This window comes from Nocardia sp. SSK8 (assembly GCF_037034205.1).
In the GTDB taxonomy this organism is placed as follows: domain Bacteria; phylum Actinomycetota; class Actinomycetes; order Mycobacteriales; family Mycobacteriaceae; genus Nocardia.
Map to the genome: position 1 here is coordinate 88434 of NZ_JBAGKD010000010.1, position 23687 is coordinate 112120.

The 23687-nt window shown below is 71.8% G+C and carries 20 protein-coding genes, 1 pseudogene and 1 riboswitch; of the genes and pseudogenes, 17 read left to right on the forward strand and 4 right to left on the reverse strand.

The window, feature by feature from the left end; genetic code table 11:
• Positions 1-209: 209 nt before the first annotated feature.
• A riboswitch (SAM riboswitch) is annotated at positions 210-300 on the forward strand.
• Between the two features lie 39 nt (positions 301-339).
• The 9 genes and pseudogenes from WA675_RS19205 (at position 340) to WA675_RS19245 (ending at position 10961) form a co-directional block, all read left to right on the forward strand.
• Complete coding sequence (locus tag WA675_RS19205; protein WP_442945679.1) at positions 340-1956, forward strand: ABC transporter substrate-binding protein; 1617 nt, start codon at positions 340-342, stop codon at positions 1954-1956.
• A gap of 34 nt (positions 1957-1990) precedes the next feature.
• Positions 1991-3016: an ABC transporter permease gene (locus tag WA675_RS19210; protein WP_336086152.1), complete on the forward strand. Its 1026-nt coding sequence runs from the start codon at positions 1991-1993 to the stop codon at positions 3014-3016.
• Complete coding sequence (locus WA675_RS19215; protein ID WP_336086013.1) at positions 3009-3902, forward strand: ABC transporter permease; 894 nt, start codon at positions 3009-3011, stop codon at positions 3900-3902. Before WA675_RS19210 ends, WA675_RS19215 begins: the two co-directional genes overlap by 8 nt.
• Entirely contained in the window at positions 3899-5563 is a 1665-nt protein-coding gene (locus WA675_RS19220) for an ABC transporter ATP-binding protein (RefSeq protein ID WP_336086014.1), read from the forward strand. The genes WA675_RS19215 and WA675_RS19220 overlap by 4 nt, the downstream gene beginning before the upstream one ends.
• Positions 5560-6633 (forward strand): annotated as a pseudogene (locus WA675_RS19225) (LLM class flavin-dependent oxidoreductase); the annotation flags it as partial. The gene WA675_RS19220 and the pseudogene WA675_RS19225, both read left to right, overlap by 4 nt.
• 305 nt (positions 6634-6938) lie before the next feature.
• Entirely contained in the window at positions 6939-8300 is a 1362-nt protein-coding gene (locus WA675_RS19230; protein WP_336086016.1) for an NtaA/DmoA family FMN-dependent monooxygenase, read from the forward strand.
• Entirely contained in the window at positions 8297-9103 is an 807-nt protein-coding gene (locus WA675_RS19235) for a DUF1684 domain-containing protein (RefSeq protein ID WP_336086017.1), read from the forward strand. Before WA675_RS19230 ends, WA675_RS19235 begins: the two co-directional genes overlap by 4 nt.
• Complete coding sequence (locus WA675_RS19240) at positions 9100-10251, forward strand: LLM class flavin-dependent oxidoreductase (RefSeq protein WP_336086018.1); 1152 nt, start codon at positions 9100-9102, stop codon at positions 10249-10251. The genes WA675_RS19235 and WA675_RS19240 overlap by 4 nt, the downstream gene beginning before the upstream one ends.
• A 131-nt stretch (positions 10252-10382) precedes the next feature.
• Positions 10383-10961 (forward strand): DUF2867 domain-containing protein, encoded by a 579-nt coding sequence (locus WA675_RS19245; RefSeq protein ID WP_442945673.1) that lies wholly within the window; start codon positions 10383-10385, stop codon positions 10959-10961.
• Between the two features lie 3 nt (positions 10962-10964).
• Here the strand turns inward: WA675_RS19245 and WA675_RS19250 are convergent, their stop codons facing one another.
• Positions 10965-11906: a methylenetetrahydrofolate reductase gene (locus WA675_RS19250; RefSeq protein WP_442945680.1), complete on the reverse strand. Its 942-nt coding sequence runs from the start codon at positions 11904-11906 to the stop codon at positions 10965-10967.
• Between the two features lie 183 nt (positions 11907-12089).
• Here WA675_RS19250 and WA675_RS19255 point away from each other — a divergent pair, with 183 nt between their 5' ends.
• From WA675_RS19255 to WA675_RS19270, 4 genes are all read left to right on the forward strand, one after another.
• Positions 12090-13238, forward strand: coding sequence for a polyprenyl synthetase family protein (locus tag WA675_RS19255; RefSeq protein ID WP_336086021.1), 1149 nt, complete (start codon positions 12090-12092; stop codon positions 13236-13238).
• A 19-nt stretch (positions 13239-13257) separates the two neighbouring features.
• Complete coding sequence (gene crtI / locus WA675_RS19260) at positions 13258-14829, forward strand: phytoene desaturase family protein (RefSeq protein WP_336086022.1); 1572 nt, start codon at positions 13258-13260, stop codon at positions 14827-14829.
• Between the two features lie 110 nt (positions 14830-14939).
• On the forward strand, positions 14940-16592 hold the full coding sequence (locus WA675_RS19265; RefSeq protein ID WP_336086155.1) for an alpha-(1->6)-mannopyranosyltransferase A: 1653 nt from the start codon (positions 14940-14942) through the stop codon (positions 16590-16592).
• Positions 16589-17599 (forward strand): phytoene/squalene synthase family protein, encoded by a 1011-nt coding sequence (locus WA675_RS19270; RefSeq protein WP_336086023.1) that lies wholly within the window; start codon positions 16589-16591, stop codon positions 17597-17599. The genes WA675_RS19265 and WA675_RS19270 overlap by 4 nt, the downstream gene beginning before the upstream one ends.
• Before the next feature lie 207 nt (positions 17600-17806).
• Here the strand turns inward: WA675_RS19270 and WA675_RS19275 are convergent, their stop codons facing one another.
• The gene (locus WA675_RS19275; RefSeq protein ID WP_336086024.1) at positions 17807-18175 is read right to left on the reverse strand and encodes an Rv2175c family DNA-binding protein; all 369 of its coding nucleotides are present in this window, start codon (positions 18173-18175) and stop codon (positions 17807-17809) included.
• Positions 18176-18324: 149 nt separating this feature from the next.
• Between WA675_RS19275 and pknB the strand changes: the two genes are divergently transcribed.
• Positions 18325-20274, forward strand: coding sequence for a Stk1 family PASTA domain-containing Ser/Thr kinase (gene pknB, locus WA675_RS19280; RefSeq protein WP_336086025.1), 1950 nt, complete (start codon positions 18325-18327; stop codon positions 20272-20274).
• A gap of 17 nt (positions 20275-20291) precedes the next feature.
• Here the strand turns inward: pknB and WA675_RS19285 are convergent, their stop codons facing one another.
• Positions 20292-20540: a hypothetical protein gene (locus WA675_RS19285; RefSeq protein WP_336086026.1), complete on the reverse strand. Its 249-nt coding sequence runs from the start codon at positions 20538-20540 to the stop codon at positions 20292-20294.
• An 86-nt stretch (positions 20541-20626) separates the two neighbouring features.
• On the opposite strand from WA675_RS19285, the gene WA675_RS19290 reads away from it, so the two are divergent.
• Together WA675_RS19290 and WA675_RS19295 are read left to right on the forward strand one after the other, a co-directional pair.
• Complete coding sequence (locus WA675_RS19290; RefSeq protein ID WP_336086027.1) at positions 20627-20968, forward strand: ArsR/SmtB family transcription factor; 342 nt, start codon at positions 20627-20629, stop codon at positions 20966-20968.
• Between the two features lie 3 nt (positions 20969-20971).
• Entirely contained in the window at positions 20972-21457 is a 486-nt protein-coding gene (locus tag WA675_RS19295; protein WP_336086028.1) for an SRPBCC family protein, read from the forward strand.
• Positions 21458-21625: 168 nt separating this feature from the next.
• Here the strand turns inward: WA675_RS19295 and WA675_RS19300 are convergent, their stop codons facing one another.
• Positions 21626-23011 carry a class II 3-deoxy-7-phosphoheptulonate synthase gene (locus WA675_RS19300; RefSeq protein WP_336086029.1) on the reverse strand — a complete coding sequence of 462 codons (1386 nt, stop codon included), beginning with the start codon at positions 23009-23011 and terminating at the stop codon, positions 21626-21628.
• Positions 23012-23134: 123 nt separating this feature from the next.
• On the opposite strand from WA675_RS19300, the gene WA675_RS19305 reads away from it, so the two are divergent.
• Positions 23135-23632, forward strand: a complete 498-nt coding sequence (locus WA675_RS19305) for a polyadenylate-specific 3'-exoribonuclease AS (protein ID WP_336086156.1) — start codon at positions 23135-23137, stop codon at positions 23630-23632.
• Positions 23633-23687: the final 55 nt, after the last annotated feature.

The window sequence follows — 23687 nt, forward strand, 5'->3', positions numbered from 1 at the left end:
CAACTCCTCATCGTCGGCCCCCGCGGATCCGACGCTACTCCGCGAAACCCCTGATCCGGCCGAGAGACACGGCACCGTAGACCCTCCGATGCCGCGCAAGTATGCCCGCCCCACGCCGCGCGCCCAACCGCTGCGCTCACGGTGATTTCTACCGTTGTGAAGTATCCGGCCGGTGCCACATGCTGGTTCAGCTCCGAGCAGCCGGAGCGCAACCATCCAGAGCGACCGAGAGACCTGGCTCGACGACGTCGCAGCAACCAACCCGTCACGGGTGGGTGCTTCTGCCCGGTCCGATGGAGGGCTCACCCCGTGCCACGCATTCCCTGGAGTCACCCCGTGATCCGTCCTCGCCATCGCCTCGCCGCTCTCGCCGGAGCGCTCGCCGCCGTCACCACCGTGGTGGCCTGCGGCAGCGACACCGCGGGAACCGGCGGTGACGCCGGCCCGCCGCGCCCCGGCGGCACCCTGCGCTACGGCCTGTCCGGCGCGCCGACCTGCTCGGACCCGGCCCAGTCGGGTACCAACCAGACCATCTACGTGGCCCGCCAGATCGTCGACTCGCTCACCGATCAGGACCCCGCCACCGGCGAGATCACCCCGTGGCTGGCGCGCAGCTGGGAGGTCAGCCCCGACGCCAGGGTATTCACCTTCCACCTGGCCGACGGCGTCACCTTCAGCGACGGCACCCCGCTCACCGCCGACTCGGTGCGCGACACCTTCGACGCGGTCATCCGCCTCGGCGGCGTCGAGGCGCCGCTGGGCGTGAGCTACCTGGCCAACTATGTCGGCACCACCGCGGTCGACAAGCTCACCGCGCGCGTCGAGTTCAGCCAGCCGAACGCGCAGTTCCTGCAAGCCTCGTCCACGCCACAGCTGGGCATCCTGGCCGCCTCGACCAATGCCAAGGGCGCCGAGGAACGCTGCTCGGGCGACAATATCGGCAGCGGCCCGTTCACCTACGCCGAGTACAAGCAGGACATCTCCGCGACGCTGGCCAAGCGCACCGGATACGACTGGGGCTCGGCCGTCTTCGGGCACCAGGGCGAGGCCTATCTCGACCGCATCGAGTTCACCGTGGTGCCGGAGTCGGGCGTGCGCACCGGCAGCCTGTCCTCCGGACAGCTCGACGCCATCAGCGACGCGCTGCCCCAGGACGCCCCGCAGATCGAGGCGACCGGCGGGCGGATCCTGTCCACCTCGAACCCCGGCACCCCGTTCGGCCTGCAGTTCAATGTGACCCGCGGTCCGCTGCGCGACCCGGCCGTGCGCCAGGCGCTGCTGCCCGCCCTGGACCGCCAGCAGCTCGTCGACACCGTGCTCGGCCCGCAATTCAAGCCCGCCACCTCGGCGCTGGCCTCGGCCACCCCGGCCTACCTCGACCAGTCCGCGCGACTGGCCTACGACCCCGCGAAGACGGCATCGCTGCTGGATCAGGCGGGCTGGGTCCCCGGCGCCGACGGCATCCGGGTCAAGAACGGGGAGCGGCTGAGCTTCGCGGTGACCTTCAGCCAGGTGTTCGCGGGCAACCAGGCGGTGCTGGAGCTGGTGCAGCAGCAGCTGCGCCAGGTGGGGGTCGACCTGAAGCTGGACCTGGTGTCGACGCCGGAGGCCATCGCGCGCCAGAACGCCAAGGACTACGACGCGGTCTACGGCAACTCCACCCGCGCCGACGGTGACATCCTGCGCACCTCCTTCGCCCTGGCCGGGCGCAATCTGAACGCGCGCGGCCCGATTCCGGCCCTGGATCAGGTACTCGACCAGCAGCTGGCCACCACCGACACCGCCGCGCGGGCCGCGCTGATCGCGCAGGCCCAGCGCGAGGTGCTCGACAACGGCCTCGCCCTGCCCACCGTCGAGCTGTCCCAGGCGATCGGCGCGGCCGGGCACACCCAGGACCTGACGTTCGAGGCTTCGGCCCGGCTGCAGTTCTTCGACACCTGGCTGAGCGGGCACTGAGATGAGCGAGGTGGTCGCGCGGCGCCCGGCCGGGCTGCCCCGGTACGTGGGTTCGCGGGTGCTGCAGGCGCTCTGGGTGCTGTGGGCGGCGTTCACGATCTCGTTCGTGGTGCTGTATCTGCTGCCCTCGGACCCGGTATCGATGGCGGCCGACATCAGCAGCGGCACGCCGATCGACCAGGCCGCGGTCGCGGAGATGCAGGCGCGCTACGGGCTGGACCGGCCGCTGTGGGACCAGTACGCGACGGCGCTGGGTCATGCCGTCACCGGTGATCTCGGGCGGTCCATCGCCTCCGGGCAACCGGTGACCGAGGCGCTCACCGACGCGCTGCCGTCCACCCTCGCGCTGGCCTCGCTGGCACTGCTGTTCGCGGTGGCAGGCGGGACGGCGCTGGCCTTCGCGGCCACCTACACGCGCCGTCCGTGGCTGCGCGACACCCTGGCCGCGCTGCCGCCGGTGGGCGTGGCGGTGCCGACCTTCTGGACCGGCCTGATCCTGTTGCAGCTGTTCTCCTTCCGGCTGCACTGGTTCCCCGCGTTCGGCGGCACCGGGGTGCGTGGCACACTGCTGCCCGCGCTCACCCTGGCGCTGCCGGTCGGCGCGGTGATCGCGCAGGTGCTCGCGGCCGGGCTGGCCCAGACCTGGCGCCAGCCGTTCACCGAGGTGGCGCTGGCCAAGGGGGCCTCGCGCTGGTGGGTGCAGTGGCGCCACGTCGCGCGGTTGGCGAGCGTGCCCGCCTTCACCATCGCGGGCGTGCTGGTGGGGACCATGCTGGCGGGTTCGGTGGTGGTGGAGTCGGTGTTCGCCCGGCCCGGGATCGGGCGGCTGACCCAGACCTCCGTGCTCAACCAGGACATTCCCGTGGTGCAGGGCGTGGTGCTGTTGTCGGCGCTGATCTTCGTGGTGGTGAATCTGGTGGTCGACCTGGTCTATCCGTTGCTCGATCCGCGGATCACCGGCACCACTGCTACCCGCGGGGCCAAGACCACCACCGCCGACACCCAGGCGGTGTCGGAGTCCTCCTCCCCTGCCGACACCGAAGGGAGCCACCATGGTTGACCTCCTAGTCCGCCGGTCCCCAGTGGCCGACCGCACCACCACCGGGCCCACGGTGGATACCCACCGGGTGGCCGACACCGCCCGCTGGGTCCGTGCCCACCTCGGGCTGCTCGTCGCACTCGCGGTGCTCGCCGTCGCGGTCGGCTGGGCGCTGGCCCCCTCGGTGTTCGCCTCCGGCGATCCGCTGACCGGCGTGCCCGCCGAGAAGTTCCAGGGCCCCGGCGCGACGCACTGGTTCGGCACCGACAATCTCGGCCGCGACCTCTACACCCGGATGGTGCACGGCGCCGGGCTCTCGCTCACCGCCACGCTCTCGGCGGTCGCGATCGCGCTGGTCGCGGGCTCGCTGCTGGGTCTGCTGGCGGGGGCGGCGGGCGGGATCGTCGACACCGTGATCATGCGCGTGGTCGACGTGCTGCTGTCGATTCCGGCGCTGCTGCTGTCGCTGGCGCTGGTGACCGCGCTGGGCTTCGGCACCCGGAATGTGGCCATCGCCGTGGGTGTCTCGCTGATCGCCAATTTCGCCCGGGTGCTGCGCTCGGAGGTGCTGCGGGTGCGGCACGCGCCCTATGTGGAGGCGGCGCACGCCTCCGGAGTGCGCTGGTACGCCGTGCTCACCCGGCATGTGCTGCCGAACTCGATCCAGCCGGTGCTGGCGCTGGCCGCGGTCGAATTCGGGATGGCGGTGCTGGCGGTGTCCTCGCTCAGTTTCCTGGGCTACGGCACCAAACCGCCGACGCCCGAATGGGGTTCGCTGATCTCGGAGGGCCGCAACTTCCTGGCCTCGGCGTGGTGGCTGACCACCCTGCCGGGTCTGGTGATCATCGCCGTCGTGCTCGCGGCCCAGCGGCTGGGCCGGGCGGCCGGAAGGAGCGGGAACCGATGAGCGACACGATCATCGAGACAGCCACCGGGCGCCGGGAAACCGCCGGTGCGGACCGGCCCGTGCTGCGGGTGACGGATCTGCGCGTCGATTACCGCACCGGGGCCCGGACGGTGCCCGCGCTGCGCGGCGCCTCGATCGAGGTGGCGCGCGGGGAGATCGTCGCGCTGGTGGGCGAGTCCGGTTCGGGGAAATCGACGCTGGCGCAGGCGGTGATCGGCCTGCTCGGGCCCGCGGCACAGCTGGCCGCCGGGCGGATCGAGCTCGGCGGCGAGCGGGTGGACCCGGCCGACGAGAAGTCGCTGCGGCGGCTGCGCGGCGCCCGGGTGGGTTTCGTGCCGCAGGACCCGGGACTGTCGCTCAATCCGGTCCGGCGCGTCGGCGACCAGATAGCCGAGGCGCTGCGCGTGCACCGGCTCGCCGATCGGCGCGGCGCCGCCGTCCGCGCGCTGGCGCTGCTCGCGGAGGTCGGGCTGGACCGGCCCGCGGTGCGGGCGCGGCAGTATCCGCACGAGCTGTCCGGCGGGCAGCGGCAGCGGGTGCTCATCGCGATCGCGCTGGCCTGCGGGCCGGAACTGATCATCGCCGACGAACCCACCAGCGCGCTCGACGCGACGGTGGCACGCCAGGTCCTCGACCGGCTGGCCGAGCGGATCGCCGCGCGCGGCACCGCCGTGCTGCTGATCACCCACGATCTGGCCGTGGCCGCCGAACGCGCCGACCGGCTGGTGGTGCTCGAGCAGGGCGAGGTCGTCGAAGCGGGTCCGGCCGCCCAGGTGCTCACCCGACCGGCACACCCCTACACCCGGCGGTTGCTGGCCGCCTCCCCCGCGCTGGCGCCCAGCGGATTCCGGCCGCCGCGCCCGCGCGCGCAGGCGCCGCTGCTGTCGGTCGAGGCCCTGCGCAAGCGCTTCCCCGCGGCCGGGATCACCGCCGTCGACGCGGTCTCGTTCTCGCTCGATCGCGGCGAGACCCTGGCCCTGGTGGGCGAATCGGGATCGGGCAAGTCGACCACGGCGCGGATCGCGGTGCGGCTCACCGAGGCCGACGGCGGCACGGTCACCTTCGACGGGCACGACCTCACCCGCGCGCGGCGCGGCAGGCTGCGGGCGCTGCGCAGGCGGTTCCAGGTGGTGTACCAGAACCCGTACTCCTCGCTGGATCCGCGCTGGCGGGTCGGCGAGATCATCGCCGAGCCGCTGCGCGCCTACGGCCTTCCCGACCGGCCCGCCCGGGTGCGCGAGCTGCTCGGCCAGGTGGCGCTGCCACCGGACTTCGCCGAGCGCAGGCCCGCGGAACTGTCCGGTGGGCAGCGTCAGCGGGTGGCGATCGCCCGCGCGCTGGCCCTGCGCCCCGAGCTGCTGGTGCTCGACGAACCGGTCTCCGCGCTGGACGCCTCGGTGCAGGCCCAGATCCTCGACCTGCTCGACGGGCTACAGCGGGAACTGTCACTGGGCTACCTGTTCATCTCCCACGACTTGGCCGTGGTGCGCCAGATCAGCGACCGCGTGGCGGTCATGCGGCACGGCCGGATCGTCGAGACCGGGCCCACCGCGACGCTGTTCACCGATCCGCGCGACCCCTACACCCGCGAGCTGCTCGCGGCGATCCCCGATCCGGGCATCCGGATCGGGGCCCCCGACGGAAAGGACGACCTGCGATGAGCGGGCCCACCTGGTTCCTCGGTCTCGAACTCTCGGGCACCGGAACGCATCCCACGTCCTGGCGGCGCGCCGACTCGCGGGCCGAGGACCTGTTCACCGCGGCGTACTGGACCGCGCTGGTGCGCGAGGCCGAACGGCTCGGCATCGACGCGGTCTTCCTGACCGACTCCTTCGCCGTCCAGGAGGGCGGTACCGGGGTGACCCGCGGGCGGCTCGACGCCGTCGCCATCGCCGCGCGCACCGCCCCGCTCACCCGGCGCGTCGGCCTGATCCCGCAGGTCCCGGTGACCCACACCGAGCCGTTCCACGTGTCCAAGGCCATCGCCGCGCTGGACTTCGCCAGTGCGGGCCGCGCGGGCTGGGAGGTCACCGTGTCCCCTGGTGCCGTCGAAGCGAAAGCGTTCGGCCGCAAGGATGTTCAGGACGCGGAGTCGCTGTGGCACGAGGCCGGGGAAGCGGTCGAGGTGGTGACGCGGCTGTGGGACAGCTGGGAGGACGACGCCGAGATCCGCGATGTGCCCACCGGCCGTTTCATCGACCGCGACCGCCTGCACTACATCGACTTCACCGGCGAGCATTTCGCCGTCAAGGGCCCGGCCATCACCCCGCGCTCCCCGCAGGGCCAGCCGATCATCACGGTCCACGCCCACGACGGACCTTCCACCGACCTGGCCGTCCACCACGCCGACCTGATCCGCATCACCGCCCCTGACGCCTCCACCGCCGCCGACCACCGCCTCGCCCTGCGCGCCGCCCTCGTCGCGGCGGGCCGCGACCCGGATTCCGTCCGCGTCTTGCTCGACCTGCCGGTCCACCTTGCCGATTCACCGGAATCCGCCACCGCCGAGGTCGCCGAGCTCGACCACTGGCTCGCCACCGCCACCGCCACCGACCAGCCGCCTGCTGTCACATCCACCTCCCCGTCGCCCCGCACCACGACCGCCACCGCTACCGACCAGCCGCCTGCTGTCACGTCCACCTCCCCCTCCCCCCGCACCACGGCCGCCACCGGCACCAAACCGGCCGCGACAGGGCCCACCCCACCCGACTCGACGGGCACGACCGGCGCCGCCACCGCACCCACCGCGGCCGAGGGGGTCGGCGCCCCCATCGAACGGTCGTCCGCTGTCCACGGCGACCTGCGGCTGGTGGGCACCGTGGCCGATCTCGCCGCACTGCTCGCCGAGCTGGCGGATGTCGTGGACGGTGTCGTCCTGCGACCCCTCGCGCTGCACGCGACCCTGGCCGCGCTCACCGACCACCACAGCCCGACCGAACCGGTCGAGGTGCCCGACGACACCGCACCGCCCACCTTCCGCGAGCGTCTCGGGTTGCCCCGCCCGGCCAGCCGCTACGTCCCGACGGGAGCCACGCTGTGACCCAGCCCCGCAAGCGAGTTCACCTCGCCGCACACTTCCCCGGCGTCAACAACACCACCGTCTGGGCCGATCCGGCGTCGAAATCGCAGGTCGACTTCGCCTCGTTCGAGCATCTGGCGCGCACCGCCGAGCGTGGGCTGTTCGACTTCTTCTTCCTGGCCGAGGGGTTGCGGCTGCGCGAGCATCGCGGCCGCATCCACGACCTGGACGTGGTCGGCAGGCCCGACACGCTGACCGTGCTCAACGCGGTCGCCGCCGTGACCGAACGGCTGGGGCTGGCGGGCACCATCAACAGCACCTACAACGAGCCGTTCGAGCTGGCCAAGCAGTTCGCCGCGCTCGATCACCTCTCCGGCGGGCGGGCGGCGTGGAATGTGGTGACCTCCTCCGACGCGTTCACCGGCGAGAACTTCCGGCGCGGCGGCTATCTCGAGCACGGCCAGCGCTACCGGCGCGCGGCCGAGGTGGTCGCGGCGACCCGCGCGCTGTGGGACAGCTGGCCCGCCGATTCGCTGGTGCTCGACCGGGATCGGGGCGTGTTCGCCCGCGAGATCCCCACCACCGCCGTGCACACCACGCACGTCGATATCGAGGCACCGTTCGTCGTGCCGCCGAGCCCGCAGGGGCACCCGGTGCTGTTGCAGGCGGGCGATTCCGACGAGGGCCGCGAGTTCGGCGCCCGCACCGCCGACGCCATCTTCACCGTGCACGGCACCCTCGAGGCGGGCCAGCAGTTCTACGCCGACATCAAGGGCAGGCTCGCGAAATACGGGCGCGGCCACGACGAACTGCTCGTCTTCCCCGCCGCCACGTTCGTCCTGGGCGACTCGGAAGCCGACGCGCACGAGCGTGCCCGCGCCATCCGCTACCAGCAGGTGAGCCCGCAGACCGCGATCGCCTTCCTGGAACAGGTCTGGGGCCGTGACCTGTCCGGCTACGACCCCGACGGCCCGCTGCCCGAGATCGAACCCGACGCCACCGCCGAGATCACCCGGGGCCGGGTGCGGCACACCAAAGACCCGGTGGCCGTGGCGAAGTCGTGGCGCGAGAAGGCCGAGGCGCGGCAGCTGAGCATTCGCGAACTCGTCATCGAGGTGACCGCGCGTCAGCAGTTCGTCGGCACCGCGGCCCAGGTCGCCGCGCAGATCGACCACTATGTGCAGTCCGATGCCGCCGACGGGTTCATCCTCGTCCCCCACCTGACCCCCACCGGCCTCGACGAATTCGTCGACACGGTGGTGCCCGAACTGCAGGACCGTGGCAGTTTCCGCACCGCCTACACCGGAACCACCCTGCGCGACCACCTGGGTCTGCGTCATCCCCACCATCCCGTCGCCGAAGGAGCACGCGCGTCATGACCATCACCGTCGACCACACCGCCACCACCCCCTTCACCGACGACTGGCACCGCTGGCACGGCGCCCGCGAGGACGCCCTGCGCGATCCGCTCGGCTGGCTCAGCCTCACCGGGCTGCACTGGCTCACCGACCGGCCCGAGCGCCTCGACGGCCTGCCCGGCACCTGGTGGGTCACCGACGACAAGGTGTTCATCACCGCCCAGCCCGCCGACCGGCTCGACGTGGACGACGACCGGATCGCCGGGGTACGCATCGTGACCCCGGCCGAGGGCGCGCCGGGTATCAGCGTGCGCAACGAGGAGAAGGTCTACGAGGTGATCCGCCGCTCCGGGCAGTACGCGGTGCGTGTGCACGACCCGGCCGCGCCCACCCTGGCCACGTTCAGCGGCGTGGCGGCCTACCCGGTCGACCCGCGCTGGGTGGTGACCGGGCGGTTCACCGCCTTCGACGCGGCGCGCACCGTCACCACCGGCGCCGTCGTGGACGGGCTCGAGCACCACCACGCCGCCGCGGGCACGATCGAATTCCGGATCGGCACGGTCGCCGAGACCCTCGTCGCCTTCGGCACGCCCACCGATCTGCGGGTGCTGTTCACCGACGCCACCAGCGGCGTCACCACCTATCCGGCGGCGCGGTCGCTGGCGGTGGGCGCGGTCGAGGCCGACGGCACCGTCACCCTGGACTTCAACCGGGCGGTGAATCTGCCCTGCGCCTTCACCGATTTCGCCACCTGCCCGGTCGCGCCGCCGGAGAACCGGCTGCGGGTGGCGATCGAAGCGGGCGAGAAGGATCCGAAGCAGTGAGCGTTCCCCTCTCGATCCTCGATCTGTCCCCGATCAGCGCGGGCTCGAATGCCGCGCAGGCCGTGCGCAATTCGGTCGACCTGGCCCGCCACGCCGAGGACTGGGGCTATCACCGGTACTGGCTGGCCGAGCACCATTTCGTGTCGGTGGCCAGTTCGTCCTCGCTGACCCTGCTCGCGCTGGTCGCCGCGGCCACCACCCGGATCCGGGTGGGCACCGGGGCGGTGCAGGTGGGGCAGCACACCTCGGTCTCGATCGTGGAGGCCTTCGGCATCGTCGACGCGGTGCGACCCGGCCGCGTCGACATCGGCCTGGGCCGCTCCGGACACCGGCGCGCCCAGTTCGACGCCGAGGCGGCCACCGCCAAGGGCGGGCATCCGGTCCTGGACACGGTGACCGGGCGCACCGAGATCCGCGACGGCGTGGTGGTGCCGCCCCCGTTCGATCCGCGCCGGATCACCGACCGCTCGCGCTTCTTCGCCGCGGCCGAGGCGCTGCAACAGCCCGGCGCGGAATCACCGGACTTCGCCGAGCAGGTGGCCGAGGTGCGGGCCCTGCTCGACGGCAGCTATGTCGCGGCCAACGGGGTCGCCCTGCACGCGGTGCCGGGTGAGGGGATCGAGGCCGAGGTGTGGCTGTTCGGCAGTTCGGCCGGAGAGAGCGCGCGCCTGGCCGGGGAGCTGGGCTTGCCGTTCGCGGCGGCCTATCACGTCTCGCCGGGCACCGCGCTGGACGCGGTCGAGGCGTACCGCGCGGCCTTCCGACCCTCCGAGCGGCTCGCGCGCCCGCACGTGATCGTCTCCGCCGATGTGGTGGTCGCCCCCGACGACGACACCGCCCGGCACCGCGCGAGCACCTACGGCCACTGGGTGCACAGCGTGCGCAGCGGCTCGGGCGCGGCCGACTACCTCGATCCGGCCACCGCCGCCCCGCTCACCGCCGACCAGGTGCGCCTGGTCGAGGACCGGCTGGCCGCGCAGATCGTCGGCTCCCCCGCCACCGCGGTCGAACGGCTCGCCGCGTTGCAGCGGGTCACCGGGGCCGACGAACTGCTGGTCACGACCATCACCTTCGACCACGCCGACCGCCTGGAATCGCATCGGCTGCTGGCCGAGGCGTGGGCGCGGCGCGCGGTGCGGGCGGCCTGACCGGGACGGGCCGCGGATCGATCCGGCCGCGGCCCGTCAAGCCGTCGTTTCTCACAGCGCCGGGATCTATACGTCGGCGTACAACAGCGCGTAGCCTCGACTTATACGTCACCGTATAGATGGAGGTTCCCGTGCGTCTCCCGACTTCGGCCCATACCGACCGCCCCTGGCGCATCCACGAGATCGCCCCGGATTTCCTCGTCGAGGACGTGTGGCGCATCCGCACGCCCGGCGGCCGCGCCGAGGACTTCCCCGCCCTGCTGGAGGCCCTGCGCGCGGACCGGGCCACCGACGGCCGCGGCCTCACCGCGATACTGTTCGCGATCCGCTGGAAGCTGGGCGCGCTGCTCGGCTGGGACCGCGACGACGCGGGCACCGGTGGCCGGGTGACCTCGCTGCGCGAACGCCTGCCCGCCGACCTGCGTGACACCCCCGTGCCCGCCGCGGACGGTCCGTTCACCCCGCTCTATGTCCTCGACGACGAATACGCCGCCGAGCTCGCCAACGGCACCATGCACGGCGTCGCGCACCTGGGCTGGGTCCCCGACGAGACCGGCTATCACCTGCGGATGGCGGTGCTGGTGCGGCCCAACGGCTGGGTCGGCCGCGCCTATATGGGCTTGATCAAGCCGTTCCGCTACCTGATCGTCTACCCGGCCATGACCCGCGCGTGGGAGCGCGCCTGGGCCGACCTCGCACGCGGCCGGTGACCGCTACGCGCTCAGCGGGGCGGCGGTGACGCCGTAGCCGAGGTTGGTGAGCACCTCGCTGGTCGCCTTGGCGAAATTGAGGGTGATGAAGTGCAGGCAGGGGGCGCCCTCGTCGATCAGGCGCTGGGCCAGCTCGGTGGCGATGCGGATGCCCTCGGCGCGCACGGCGGCGCGGTCCTCCTCCGGGCCGTCGCCCGCCGCGCGGGTCAGCCGGGCGACGATATCGGCGGGCACCGGACGGCCGCTGAGCTCCTCGGCCCGCTGGACGGTGCGCAGCGAGGTGATCGGCATGAGCTCGGGAATGATCGGCTTGGCGCCCTCGATCGGGTCCATCGCCACGACCCGGTCGCGCAACCGCAGGTAGTGCTCGACGTCGAAGAACATCTGGGTGATCGAATACTCCGCGCCCGCGCGCAGTTTCGCCGCCAGCTGCCGGGTGTCGTGGTCCAGATCCGGCGAGCGATGGTGTCCCTGCGGGAACGATGCGACGCCGACGTGGAAATCGCCCAGGTCACGCACGATGCGGACCAGTTCCTCGGCGTATTCGACGCCCTCGGGGTGCTTGCGCCACTCCCCGAGCGGGTCACCGGGCGGGTCGCCGCGCAGGACCAGCACATTGCGGATGCCGGAGTCGGCGTAGGAGCCGACCAGCGAGCGCAGTTCGGCGATGCTGTGCCCGACGGCGGTCAGGTGCGCGACCGGCAGCAGGGTGGTCTCCTGGGCCAGCGCGCCGGTGATGCGCACGGTGCGGTCGCGGGTGGAGCCGCCCGCGCCGTAGGTCATCGAGACGAAGGCGGGGTGCATGCGCTCGAACTCGCGCACCGCCCGCCACAGCCGGGCCTCGCCCGCGGCGTCGCGGGGCGGATTGAATTCGACGGAGAACGGCACACCGCGACCCGCGTGGGTCCGCAGACTCTGCACCACCGAGGGGGTGTTCGAGACGATCGACGGCCGCGGGGCGGGTCGATCCGGGGTCGAACGTCCCCTGCCTTGGTCGAAAGTCACCGGTCCAGTGTAGTGGTGGGTGCCTTGTGCGCCGTCGGGGCGCCCGCGTGGCCCGCGTATCCTGCGACGGAACGACGGTGCGGCGCGCCGCCGCGTGCGACCGCCGGTCCATCCACTCGCCCCATGGAGGTCATCCTGTCCGCCGGAATCGGTACCCCGCTGTCCCGGACCGTCGCCGCCGCCCCGGCCGATCTGGCCGCGCTCACGCCGGGCACGCCCGCGTTCGTCGCGGCGATCGAGCAGGTGCTCGGCGAGTTCTTCGCGACCCGCCGCGAGATCGTCGACCCGCTGGGGCCGGTGTTCACCGAGGCCGCCGACGCGCTGGAACAGTTCGTCATCCGGGGTGGCAAGCGCGGCAGGCCCGGATTCGCCTGGACCGGCTGGCTGGGCGCGGGCGGCGATCCGGCCGGGCCCGAGGCCGCCGCGGTACTCACCACCTGCGCGGCGCTGGAACTGGTGCAGGCCTGCGCGCTGGTGCACGACGACATCATCGACTCCTCGCGGACCCGGCGCGGTTTCCCGACCGTGCACATCGAGTATCAGGACCGCCACCGCGCCGCGGGCTGGCCCGGCGACGGTGCCGAATACGGCCGCGCGGTCGCCATCCTGATCGGCGATCTGGCCCTGGCCTGGGCCGACGACCTGGTGCACGAGGCCGGGCTCGCCCCCGCCGCGCTGGCCCGCTTCGCCCCGGTGTGGGCGGCCATGCGCACCGAGGTGCTCGGCGGCCAGCTGCTCGACATCGACGGCGAGGCGGGCTGCGACGAATCCGTCGAGGCCGCGCTGCGGATCAACCGCTACAAGACCGCCGCCTACACCATCGAACGCCCGCTGCACCTGGGCGCCGCCCTGGCCGGTGCCGACGCCGAGCTGATCACCGCCCTGCGCACCTACGGCACCGACGTGGGCATCGCCTTCCAGCTCCGCGACGACCTGCTCGGCGTGTTCGGCGACCCGGCCGTCACCGGCAAGCCCTCCGGCGACGACCTGCGCGAGGGCAAGCGCACCGTCCTCATCGCCGAGGCCCTCCGCCGGGCGGGCGCCGACGACGCCGCGCTGATCCGCACCGGCCTCGGCACCGACCTCGACGACGCCGCCGTCGACCGGCTGCGCACCCTGCTCACCGAGCTGGGCGCCGTCGACGACGTGGAGCGCCGCATCACCGAGCTCACCGATACCGGGCTGGCCGCGGTGGCCGCCAGCACCGCCACCGCGCAGGCCAAGCGGCTGCTGCACGACATGGCACTGGCCGCCACCCGGCGCGCCGCCTGAGCCTGATAGGAAAAGCGCTGTGGGACAACAGAATCACGTAGTCGTGGTCGGCGCGGGACTTGCCGGGCTGGCCGCCGCGCTGCACCTGCGCGGCGCCGGGCACCAGGTGACCGTGCTGGAACGCGCCGATCATCCCGGCGGCCGGGTGGGCCGCTACCGCTTCGCCGACTACGAGATCGATGCCGGGGCCACCGTGCTCACCGTCCCGGAGCTGATCGACGAGGCGCTAGCCGCGGTCGGGCACACCCGCGACAGCGTCGGGCTGCGCATCCACCGCCTCGCCCCCGCCTATCACGCCCGCTTCGCCGACGGCACCGATATCCGCGTCTACGACGACGCCGAGACCATGGCCGCCGAGGTCACCCGCGCCTGCGGCCCGGCCGAGGCCCGCGGGTACCGGCGCCTGCGCGACTGGCTGGGCCGCGTCTACGCCGCCGAGTTCGACGACTTCATGGACGCGAACTTCGACTCCCCGCTCGATCTCGTGCGCAGCCGCCGCTCGCGGGCCTCGCTGGCCACCCTGGTCCGCCTGGGCGGGCTCGGCAAGCTCGGCCCCCGGGTGCGGTCCTACCTGCGCGACGAGCGGCTGAGCAGGCTGTTCACCTTCCAGGCGCTCTACGCGGGCACCGTCCCGGACAAGGCGCTGGCCCTCTACGGCGCCATCCCGCACATGGACACCTGCCTGGGCGTGTACTTCCCCGAGGGCGGGATGCGCGCCATCACCGCCGCGCTGGCCGAGGCGTTCACCGCGGCGGGCGGCGAGCTGGTCCTCGGCGCCGAGGTCGCCGGGATCGACTACGCGACCGGGCGCGACAGCACCCCCGGCCATCGCCACGCGGACGCCGTCCGGACCACCGACGGGCGCCGCGTCGCCTGCGATGCCGTGGTCGTGACCGCCGATCTGGGCTCGCTGCGCCGCTTCGGCCTGCGGCACCGCCGCGGCCTGCGCGCCTCGCCCTCGGCCGTGGTCGCGCACGGCACCGTGCCCGCCGAGGTCGCCGCCCGCTGGCCGGTGCAGGCGCACCACACCATCGATTTCGGGGCCGCCTGGGCGGAGACCTTCACCGAGATCTCCGCGCGCCGGGGCCGCGGGCAGCTGATGAGCGACCCGTCGCTGCTGCTCACCCGCCCCGCGCTCACCGACGACACCCAGTTCGTCGACCGCGCCGACGGCAGGCACGAACCGCTCTCGCTGCTCGCCCCCTGCCCCAACCTGACCGCCGCGCCCCTGGACTGGGATCGCGTCGGACCGGCCTACCTGCGCGAACTGCTCGACACCCTGGAGCGGCGCGGCTACACCGGAATCAGCGAGTACTTCACCGTCGATCATCTCGACACACCGGCGACGTGGGCCGCCGCGGGCATGATCGCGGGCACGCCGTTCTCGGTCGCGCACCTGTTCCGGCAGACCGGACCGTTCCGCCCACGCAACGTGCCAAGGGGTGTGGACAACGTCGTTCTCGCAGGTTGTGGCACCACTCCGGGGGTGGGCGTGCCCACGACGCTGCTGTCGGGCAAATTGGCCGCCGCGCGAATCACCGGTGGGCGGACGCGCACCGGTACCGACCACCGGGTTAGTGTTCGGAGTTGAAGCCGTAAACTGACGGCCGACTTATCAGCTCGCGGTTGCGACCGCCGACCATCCGGGGGGACCGACCGAATATGCCGCCCTCCGAGACGACCGTAGGCCCCATGGACACCATGCGTACTCTCGAGCCGCAGCGCCCCCTGCCCCCCGGGGCCTACCCCGGCGTCCGGACCTGGCTGCGCACCGCAGGCGACTTCGCGCGCAGCCCCGAGGGCCACGCGGCCCTGATGGGCTTTTTCGGCGCGGTGATGATCACCTTCGGCGGTTTCGGCGCGGGCGCGGTCCGCAAGCGCGACCCGCTACTCGAGGCGCTACACCTGTCCTGGTTGCGGTTCGGGCACGGGTACGCGCTGTCGATGATCCTCATCTGGGCGGGCGTGCTGATGATGATCACCGCCTGGGTCCGGCTGGGCCGGGCGACGCTGGGCAAGGGCTCGGCGACGGTCACCCTCAACGAGCTGCGCGCCATCGTCGGCATCTGGATCACCCCGCTGCTGTTCGCGGCGCCGATGTTCAGCCGCGACGCCTACTCCTACCTCGCCCAGGGCGCGCTGCTGCGCGACGGATTCGACCCCTACCAGGTGGGTCCGGTCGCCAATCCCGGCGTGCTGCTGGACAACGTGAGTCTGGTCTGGACCACCACCACCGCGCCGTACGGGCCGGTGTTCCTGCTCATGGGCCGCGCCATCACCATGATCACCGGCGACAACGTCATCGCGGGCACCATCGCCCTGCGCGTCGTGATGCTGCCGGGCCTGGCCCTGATGATGTGGGCGGTGCCGTATCTGACCAAGCACCTCGGCGGCAAACCGACGGTGGCGCTGTGGCTGGCGGTGCTCAACCCGCTGGTGCTGATCCACCTGATCGGCGGCGTGCACAACGAGATGCTGATGGTCGGCCTGATGTGCGCCGGGATCGCGCTGGTGCTCGAGCGTCATCACGTGGCGGGCATCGTGGTGGTCGCCATCGGTGTCGCCATCAAGGCCACCGCGGGCGTGGCGCTGCCGTTCCTGGTGTGGATCTGGATGTTGCACGAGAAGGAACGCCGCGCGGCCGAACGCGCGGCCGTGCACCCGGAGACCGTGCCCGCCGAGGACCCCAAGCATCCCGACGCGGCCCGGCCCAGCGCCGACATGCCGCATCCGCTGTTCATGTTCGCCAAGATCGCCGGTCTGGGCGTGACGGTGTTCGCGCTGGTGTTCGTCGCGGCCTCGGCCATCGCCGGAGTCGGCTTCGGCTGGGTGACGGCGCTGTCGGGCTCGAAGAAGATCATCAACTGGCTCTCGCTGCCCACCGTGTTCTCGCACATGATCACCTGGGTGACCCCGCTGGGCCTGGAATCGGTGCTCGACCCGGTCCGCGCGCTGTGCGCGGTGTCGCTGGTCGTGGTGCTGGTGGCCACCTGGTGGCGGTTCCGGCACAGCGAACGCGAGGCCGTGATGGGCATCCTCATCGCCTTCGTGGCGATCGTGCTGCTCTCCCCCGCCGCGCTGCCCTGGTACTACTCCTGGCCGCTGGCGCTGGCCGCCGGGTTCGCCCTGTCGGTGACCACGTTGCAGTGGCTGGTCGGGATCTGCACCTGGCTGATGCTGGTGTTCCAGCCCGACGGCTCGATCGGCCTCTACAACTTCTGGCACGTGGCCCTGGCCACCGCCGCCGCCGTGGTGGCCGCCGTGGCCCTGCGCACCGTCGACCCCCTGCACCTGCGCTCGGCCAGTTCGCGCGCCGCTGTCGCCGGGAAGACGGCACCGCCCGTCCGCGCATGAGCGGTCGCGCACCGGCCACTCTCGATCGCGCGGACCGCACCACGGCAGGACCGGCCGACCTCGACGCCGCCTACGCCACCTGCCGCCGCATCGCCGCCGAACACGGGCGCACGTATTACCTGGCCACCGCCCTGCTCACGCCCCCGCAGCGCCGGGCCGTGCACGCGCTGTACGCGTTCGCCCGCATGGTGGACGACATCGTCGACCACGCCGACAACCCCACCCACGTGCTCGACCCGCGCGAGACCCGCGCTCGTTCGACGCGTCCCCGGCCGGTCGAGGACCTCGACCTGGTCGAGAAGCAGCTGCGCCTGGCCATCGAAGACGGCCCGATCGACGCCACCGATCCCCTGCGGCGCCAGATCCTGGCCGCGACCGCCGACACGATCCGGCGCTACGGCATCGACCACGCCCATCTCTGGACGTTCCTCGACGCCATGCGCATGGACATCCCCGGCACCCCCACCCACCGCACCCGCTACGCCACCATGGGCGAACTGCGCGAGTACATGCGTGGGTCCGCCGCCGCCATCGGCCTGCAACTGTTACCGGTGCTGGGCACGGTGGTGCCCGTGGCGGAGGCCGAACCCGCTGCCGCGACCCTGGGCGAGGCGTTCCAGCTCACGAATTTCCTGCGCGACCTCGCCGAGGATCTGGACCGGGACCGCATCTACCTGCCCGCCGACGAACTGGCCGCCTTCGGCGTCGACGAGGCCCAGCTGCGCGCCTGCCGGGCCGCCGGGCACACCGACGCACCCCTGCGCCGGGCCCTGGCCCACCTGATCGCCGTCAACCGCGACCTCTACCGCCGCGCTACTCCGGGCATCGCCCTGCTCGACCCCCGCGTGCGCCCGGCCATCGGCACAGCCGCGATCCTCTACGCCGAAATCCTCGACCGCATCGAAGCGGCTGACCACCAGGTCTTCACCGCCCGAGCCACGGTCCCCCGGCACCGCCGAATCCTGGTCGCCGCCAAGGGTTTCGCCACCGCGGCCTACGGACGCTAGTCCTCGCTGCCCGGCAACCCATCGAGGGCCCGTCTACTCGGCCGACGGGAAGCAGGGTTCCGCGTGCCCGAAGCCCTGTCGCGGGGCACGTCCGGGTCCGCCGAGCGGTAGGCAAGGGGCAGCGCACCGGCTCGCGCGCGAGCACCCGAGCGGGCCATTCGTGCCGATCAGCCCGTCGAGCGCGGTCGGAACGTTTCGGCGGTGCCGTCAGAAGGGCTCGGCGGCGGCGCGGCGGACGACCTCGCGGGCGAGGGGTCCGTGGAGCGCGTCGACGGGGCGGCCGGGCAGCGAGTCGTCGGCGGTGTAGATCCAGCGCAGGATCTCCTCGTCGCTGTACTTGCCGTCGCGCATCACCGTGATCAGGCCGGGGAGCATGCGGACGATCTCGTCGTTGTCGTCGAAGAAGCGGGCGGGAATGCCGACGACACCCTTGCGGCGGATCGCGAGGAGCTGGTGGTCGCGCAGCAGCTGGTGCACCGCGGTCACCGGGATGCCGAGTATCTCGGCGGCCTCGGGGAGCGAGACGAGGGTTTCGGTGTCGGGCAGCACGTCATCGCTGCAGGGGAAGGCACTCACCCCCACAACGGTAATGGACGGGACGTGGCGTGCATCCGCTGGCATGCCATCCCCGCACGGCTACGATCGTGGTGGCCGCACCGGGCGGCCGGGTCGCTTGTCGCAGTGTCGCGAGGGGTGAGAAGTTTGTGAAAGCCGGAGGACATCACTTGATCGGCCAGATGCTGGAAGGGCGCTACCGCATCGACGCGCCGATCGCGCGCGGCGGAATGTCGATGGTGTTCCGGGGGACCGATACCCGGCTCGATCGCCCGGTGGCGATCAAGGTGATGGATCCGAAGTTCGCCGGGGATCCGCAGTTCCTCACCCGCTTCGAGTTCGAGGCACGCGCCGTGGCCAAGCTCAAGCACAACTCGCTGGTGGCCGTCTACGACCAGGGTATCGATGGCGAATACCCCTTCCTGATCATGGAACTGGTCGAGGGCGGCACCCTGCGCGAGCTGCTGCGCGAGCGCGGCCCGATGCCCCCGCACGCGGTGCGCGCGGTCGCCGAACCGGTGTTGCGCGCCATCGGCACCGCGCACGACGCGGGCCTGGTGCACCGCGACATCAAGCCGGAGAACGTGCTGATCTCCGACGCGGGCGAGGTGAAGATCGCCGATTTCGGCCTGGTGCGCGCGGTCGCCGCCGCAAACACCACCTCCGCCAGTGTGATCCTGGGCACCGCCGCCTACCTGTCCCCCGAGCAGGTCACCACCGGCACCGCCGACGCGCGCAGTGACGTGTACTCCTTCGGCATCCTGATCTTCGAGCTGCTCACCGGCCGGGTGCCGTTCACCGGCGACAATTCGCTCTCCGTGGCCTATCAGCGCGTCGAGAACGACGTGCCCGCCCCCAGCCAGTTCATCGGCGGTGTGCCGCCGGAGTTCGACGCGCTGGTCGCCAAAGCCACCTCCCGCGATCCCGCGCAGCGCTTCGCCGACGCCCACGAGATGGCCGCGCAGCTGCAGTCGATCGCGATGCTGCTGAATCTGCCGCCGTATCGGGTCCCCGCGCCGCGGGATTCGGCCGAGCATCTGTCCGAGAGCTACCGCACCGGCGCCGCGCACCATCCCGGCGAACGCCCCGCCACCCCGAATCCTATGCTCGCGCACCAGGTTCCGGCACCGGCCCCGCAGCAGCCCCAGCACACCCGCGTGGTGACCGCGCAGCGTCCACGCGCCGACGAGTACGCCCACGCCCAGCCCGTCCAGCACCCGCCGTACGCGCCCGCCGAGGACCATTCGCGCCGCACCGGGCTGATGTGGGTCGGCATCGTCACCGCGCTGACCCTGCTGGTCGGCATCGGCGGCTGGTGGGTCGGCGTCGGCCGCTACACCGCGGTGCCGCCGATCGCCGGAATGGACTCCGAGCGGGCCGTCGCGGTGCTGCAGGAGGCCGGATTCGAGACCGTGCTGCGGCAGAAGTCCTCCGATACCGTCCCGGTGGGCGGGGTCGTCGGCACCGATCCGTCGGCGGGCTCGCGCGTCACCAAGAGCTCGACGGTCGCGGTCCTGATCTCCAACGGCAAGCCCCGCGTCCCCGATATCAAGCCCGGTGACGATATCAGCACCACCAACGAGGCCATTCGCGACGCGGGCTTGCAGCCGATCGACGCCGGTGAAGCCGCCAGTACCGCCCCGAAAGGCTCCCTGGCCAAGGTGGAGCCCGCCCCCGGGACGATCCTGCCGATGGGCGCCCAGGTGAAGGTATATCGCAGCAAGGGCTCGCAACCGGTCAATGTGCCCGATGTCCGAGGCAAGTCCACCGAGGACGCCACCAAGGCCCTGACAGCGGCGGGGCTGACCGTGCGCGAGACCCGCGTGCAGTTCGACAAGAGCGTGGAGGGCGACAAGGCGATCGCCACCGAACCCGCCGTCGGCACCACCTTGCAGTCCGGTGACACCGTCACCCTGGTCGTCTCGAACGCGGTGAAGGTGCCCTCGGTGCTCAGCGACACCGTGCAGGAGGCACGCGACCGGCTGCAACAGCTCGGACTCCAGGTCGAGGTGAAACAGATCATCGCCAACGAGAACGGCCACGTGGTCGGGCAGTCGGCCGGAGTCGGCGCCCTGGTGCCCCCCGGCAGCACCGTCACCCTGACGGCGCTGCCGATCTGACCGGGCTTACCCGAGACTCAGTCGGGTACCCAGTAGCGGAACCGGAAGGACCAGCCGTCGCCGGTGTCGTAGCACTCCCCGGCGCTGAATTCCTGCAGATTGTTGTTCGCGGCCTGGTCGTAGGCGGCCTGTCGCAGGTCGTTGCACGACCCGGCGGTCGGCATCGGTCCCGCGACCTCGTTGCGCCACCACGCGTTCGCCGCGCCCGCCGTGCCGACCGAGATCACCACGGCCAGTAGCGCCACGACACCTGTTCTCCGAAACATCTTTTCCCCCCTGGTATTTCGTTGGTCCCGCCAGTGTACAGATCGAGGGTTGACAACATACAACCACTTGGTTGTACATTGGAGGGGTGAACGACACCGACGAGGACGCGGCCGACGCCATGTTCCACGCGCTCGCCGACCGCACCCGGCGCGATATCGTGCGCCGCGTGCTGGCCGGGGAGCATTCGGTGTCGGCACTGGCGGAGAACTACGACATGAGCTTCGCCGCTGTCCAGAAGCACGTGGCCGTGCTGGAACGTGCCGGACTGCTGACCAAGCGACGCCAGGGCCGGGAACAACTGGCCAGTGGCGAGGTCGCTGCGGTCCGCACGGTCGCCGGCATGCTCGCCGAATTGGAACAGATCTGGCGCGGCCGTATCGGCCGGATCGACGACCTCATCGCCCTCGACCCTCACCAGGAGGAATGAATCATGCCCGTCACCGACGTCAGCCACGATCTCGACACCCGCACCCTGACCATCACCGCCGAATTCGCCGCCCCCCGCGCGCGGATCTGGCAGGTCTACGCCGACCCGCGCCAGCTGGAGAAGGTCTGGGGCCCGCCCACCTACCCGGCGACCGTGGTCGAGCACTCGCTCACCCCGGGCGGGCGGGTCACCTACTACATGACCTCCCCCGAAGGCGAGAAGTTCGCCGGGTACTGGGAGATCGTCGCCGTCGACGAACCCACCGGGTTCAGCTTCAAGGACGGCTTCGCCGACGAGAGCTTCAACCCCGTCACCACGATGCCGGTCTCCACCAACACCTACACCTTCACCGAGGACGGCGGCCGCACGACCGCCGTCTACGTCAGCGTCTACGACACCGCCGAGGGCCTGCAGCAGGTCCTCGACATGGGCGTCGTCGAAGGCGCGACCGGCGCGATCAACCAGATCGACGAGCTGGTGTCTGTCTGAGCGCTGGCGCGCTCGAGTCGCGGCCCCGAAGGGCCGCCGGTCAGCGCTCGAGACTCGCGCCTGCGGCGCGTGCGCTTTCGAGCACTGACCGGCGACCCGGCCGCGACCGGCCGCGACGCGGCCGCCGCTCCTCGAGGTCGCGGGTGCGGAGCCGGTTTGGAGCTCCGGCTAACGCAGCATCTCAGCCACGAGGAACGACAGCTCGAGGGACTGCTGGGTGTTGAGGCGGGGGTCGCAGGCCGTTTCGTAGCGGTCCTCGAGGTCGAGGTCGGAGATGTCCTGGGCGCCACCGAGGCATTCGGTGACGTTCTCGCCGGTCAGCTCGATGTGCAGGCCGCCGGGGTGGGTGCCCAGGGCCCGGTGCACCTCGAAGAAACCCTGCACCTCGTCGACGATGCGGTCGAAGTGGCGGGTCTTGAAACCGGTCGAGGACTCGTGGGTGTTGCCGTGCATGGGGTCGCACTGCCAGATCACCTGGTGGCCGGTGGCCTGCACCTTCTCGATGATGGGCGGCAGCACGTCGCGCACCTTGCCGTTGCCCATCCGGGCGACCAGGGTGAGGCGGCCGGGCTCGTTGTTCGGGTCGAGCCGCTCGACGTACTCCACCGCCTGGTCGGGGGTGGTGGTCGGGCCGATCTTGAGGCCGATCGGGTTGGCCAGGAGTTCGGCCAGCGCGATGTGGGCGCCGTCGAGCTGACGGGTGCGCTCACCGATCCACAGGAAGTGCGCCGAGAGGTCGTAGAGCAGCGGTTCGCCGGTCTCGGACTCGCTCAGGCGCAGCATGGCACGCTCGTAGTCGAGCACCAGCGCCTCGTGCGAGGCGTAGATGCGCGCCGATTTCAGGCTCGGGTCGTTGACCTGACAGGCGGTCATGAACCGCAGGCCGCGGTCGATCTCCTCGGCCAGCGCCTCGTAGCGCGCGCCCGCGGGCGACTGGGCGACGAAATCGCGGTTCCAGTCGTGCACCTTGTGCAGGTCGGCCATGCCCGCGCTGGTGAGCGCGCGGACCAGGTTCATCGCCGCGCTGGCGTTGGCGTAGGCGCGCACCAGCCGCGACGGGTCGTGGCGGCGCAGCGCCTGGTCGGCGACCAGCGAGTTGACCATGTCGCCGCGGTAGGAGGTGAGCCCCAGCGCGTCGGTGTCCGAGGAGCGCGGCTTGGCGTACTGGCCCGCGATCCGGGCCACCTTCACCACCGGCAGGCTGGCGCCGTAGGTGAGGACCACGGCCATCTGCAGCAGCGTGCGGATATTGCCGCGGATGTGCGGTTCGGTGTTGTCGGCGAAGGTCTCCGCGCAGTCACCGCCCTGCATGAGGAACGCCTCGCCACGAGCCACGGCGGCGAGCTGGGTCTTGAGCTCTTCCACCTCGGCGGGCAGGCAGATCGGCGGCACGCTCTCGAGCACGGTACGCATCGTGGCGGCCTCGTCGGCGTCCCAGGACGGCTGCTGCAGCGCGGGCCGCGCGAGGGCGGCGTCGAGCCGGTTGCGCAGCTCGGCGGGCAGCGGCGGCAGTTCCGGCAGGCGGTCAATGGGTACGTCGACGGTCCAGGTCACCAGATAAGAATACGCACCCGTGCGTAGTACGCGCGAAGTGCGCGGCATAGGGTCTTTTCGACCCATCCCGGGTCCGGGTCCGCACCGTCGCGGGCCTCCCACCGGCACGAAGAGGCGATCTCCCTGCGATATTTCTACGACTCGGAATTCATCGAGGACGGCTCGACGATCGATCTGATCTCGATCGGTGTCGTCTGTGAGGACGGGCGCGAGTACTACGCGGTGTCCACCGAATTCGACGCGAGCCGGGCCGGGCCGTGGGTACGCAAGCACGTGCTGCCGAAGTTGCCGCCGGTGGGATCGCCGCTGTATCGCACCCGTGAGCAGATCCGCGACGACCTGCACAAGTTCTTCCTGCCGCGACCGAGCGTGCAGCCGGAGCTGTGGGCCTGGGTGGCCGCCTACGACCATGTCGCGCTGTGCCAGCTCTGGGGCGATATGACCGCGCTGCCCAAGGAGATGCCCCGCTACACCAACGAGCTGCGCCAGCACTGGGTCGCGCACGGCAGCCCGGAGCTGCCGCCGATCCCCGGCGACGCCCACGACGCGCTGGCCGACGCCCGGCACAACCTGGCCAAGTTCGATGCCATCGAGGCCTACCGCCGCACCCCGCGCCTCTGAGCAGCGACAACACGAAAGGCCCCGGACCGCTGAGCGATCCGGGGCCTTGCGTTCG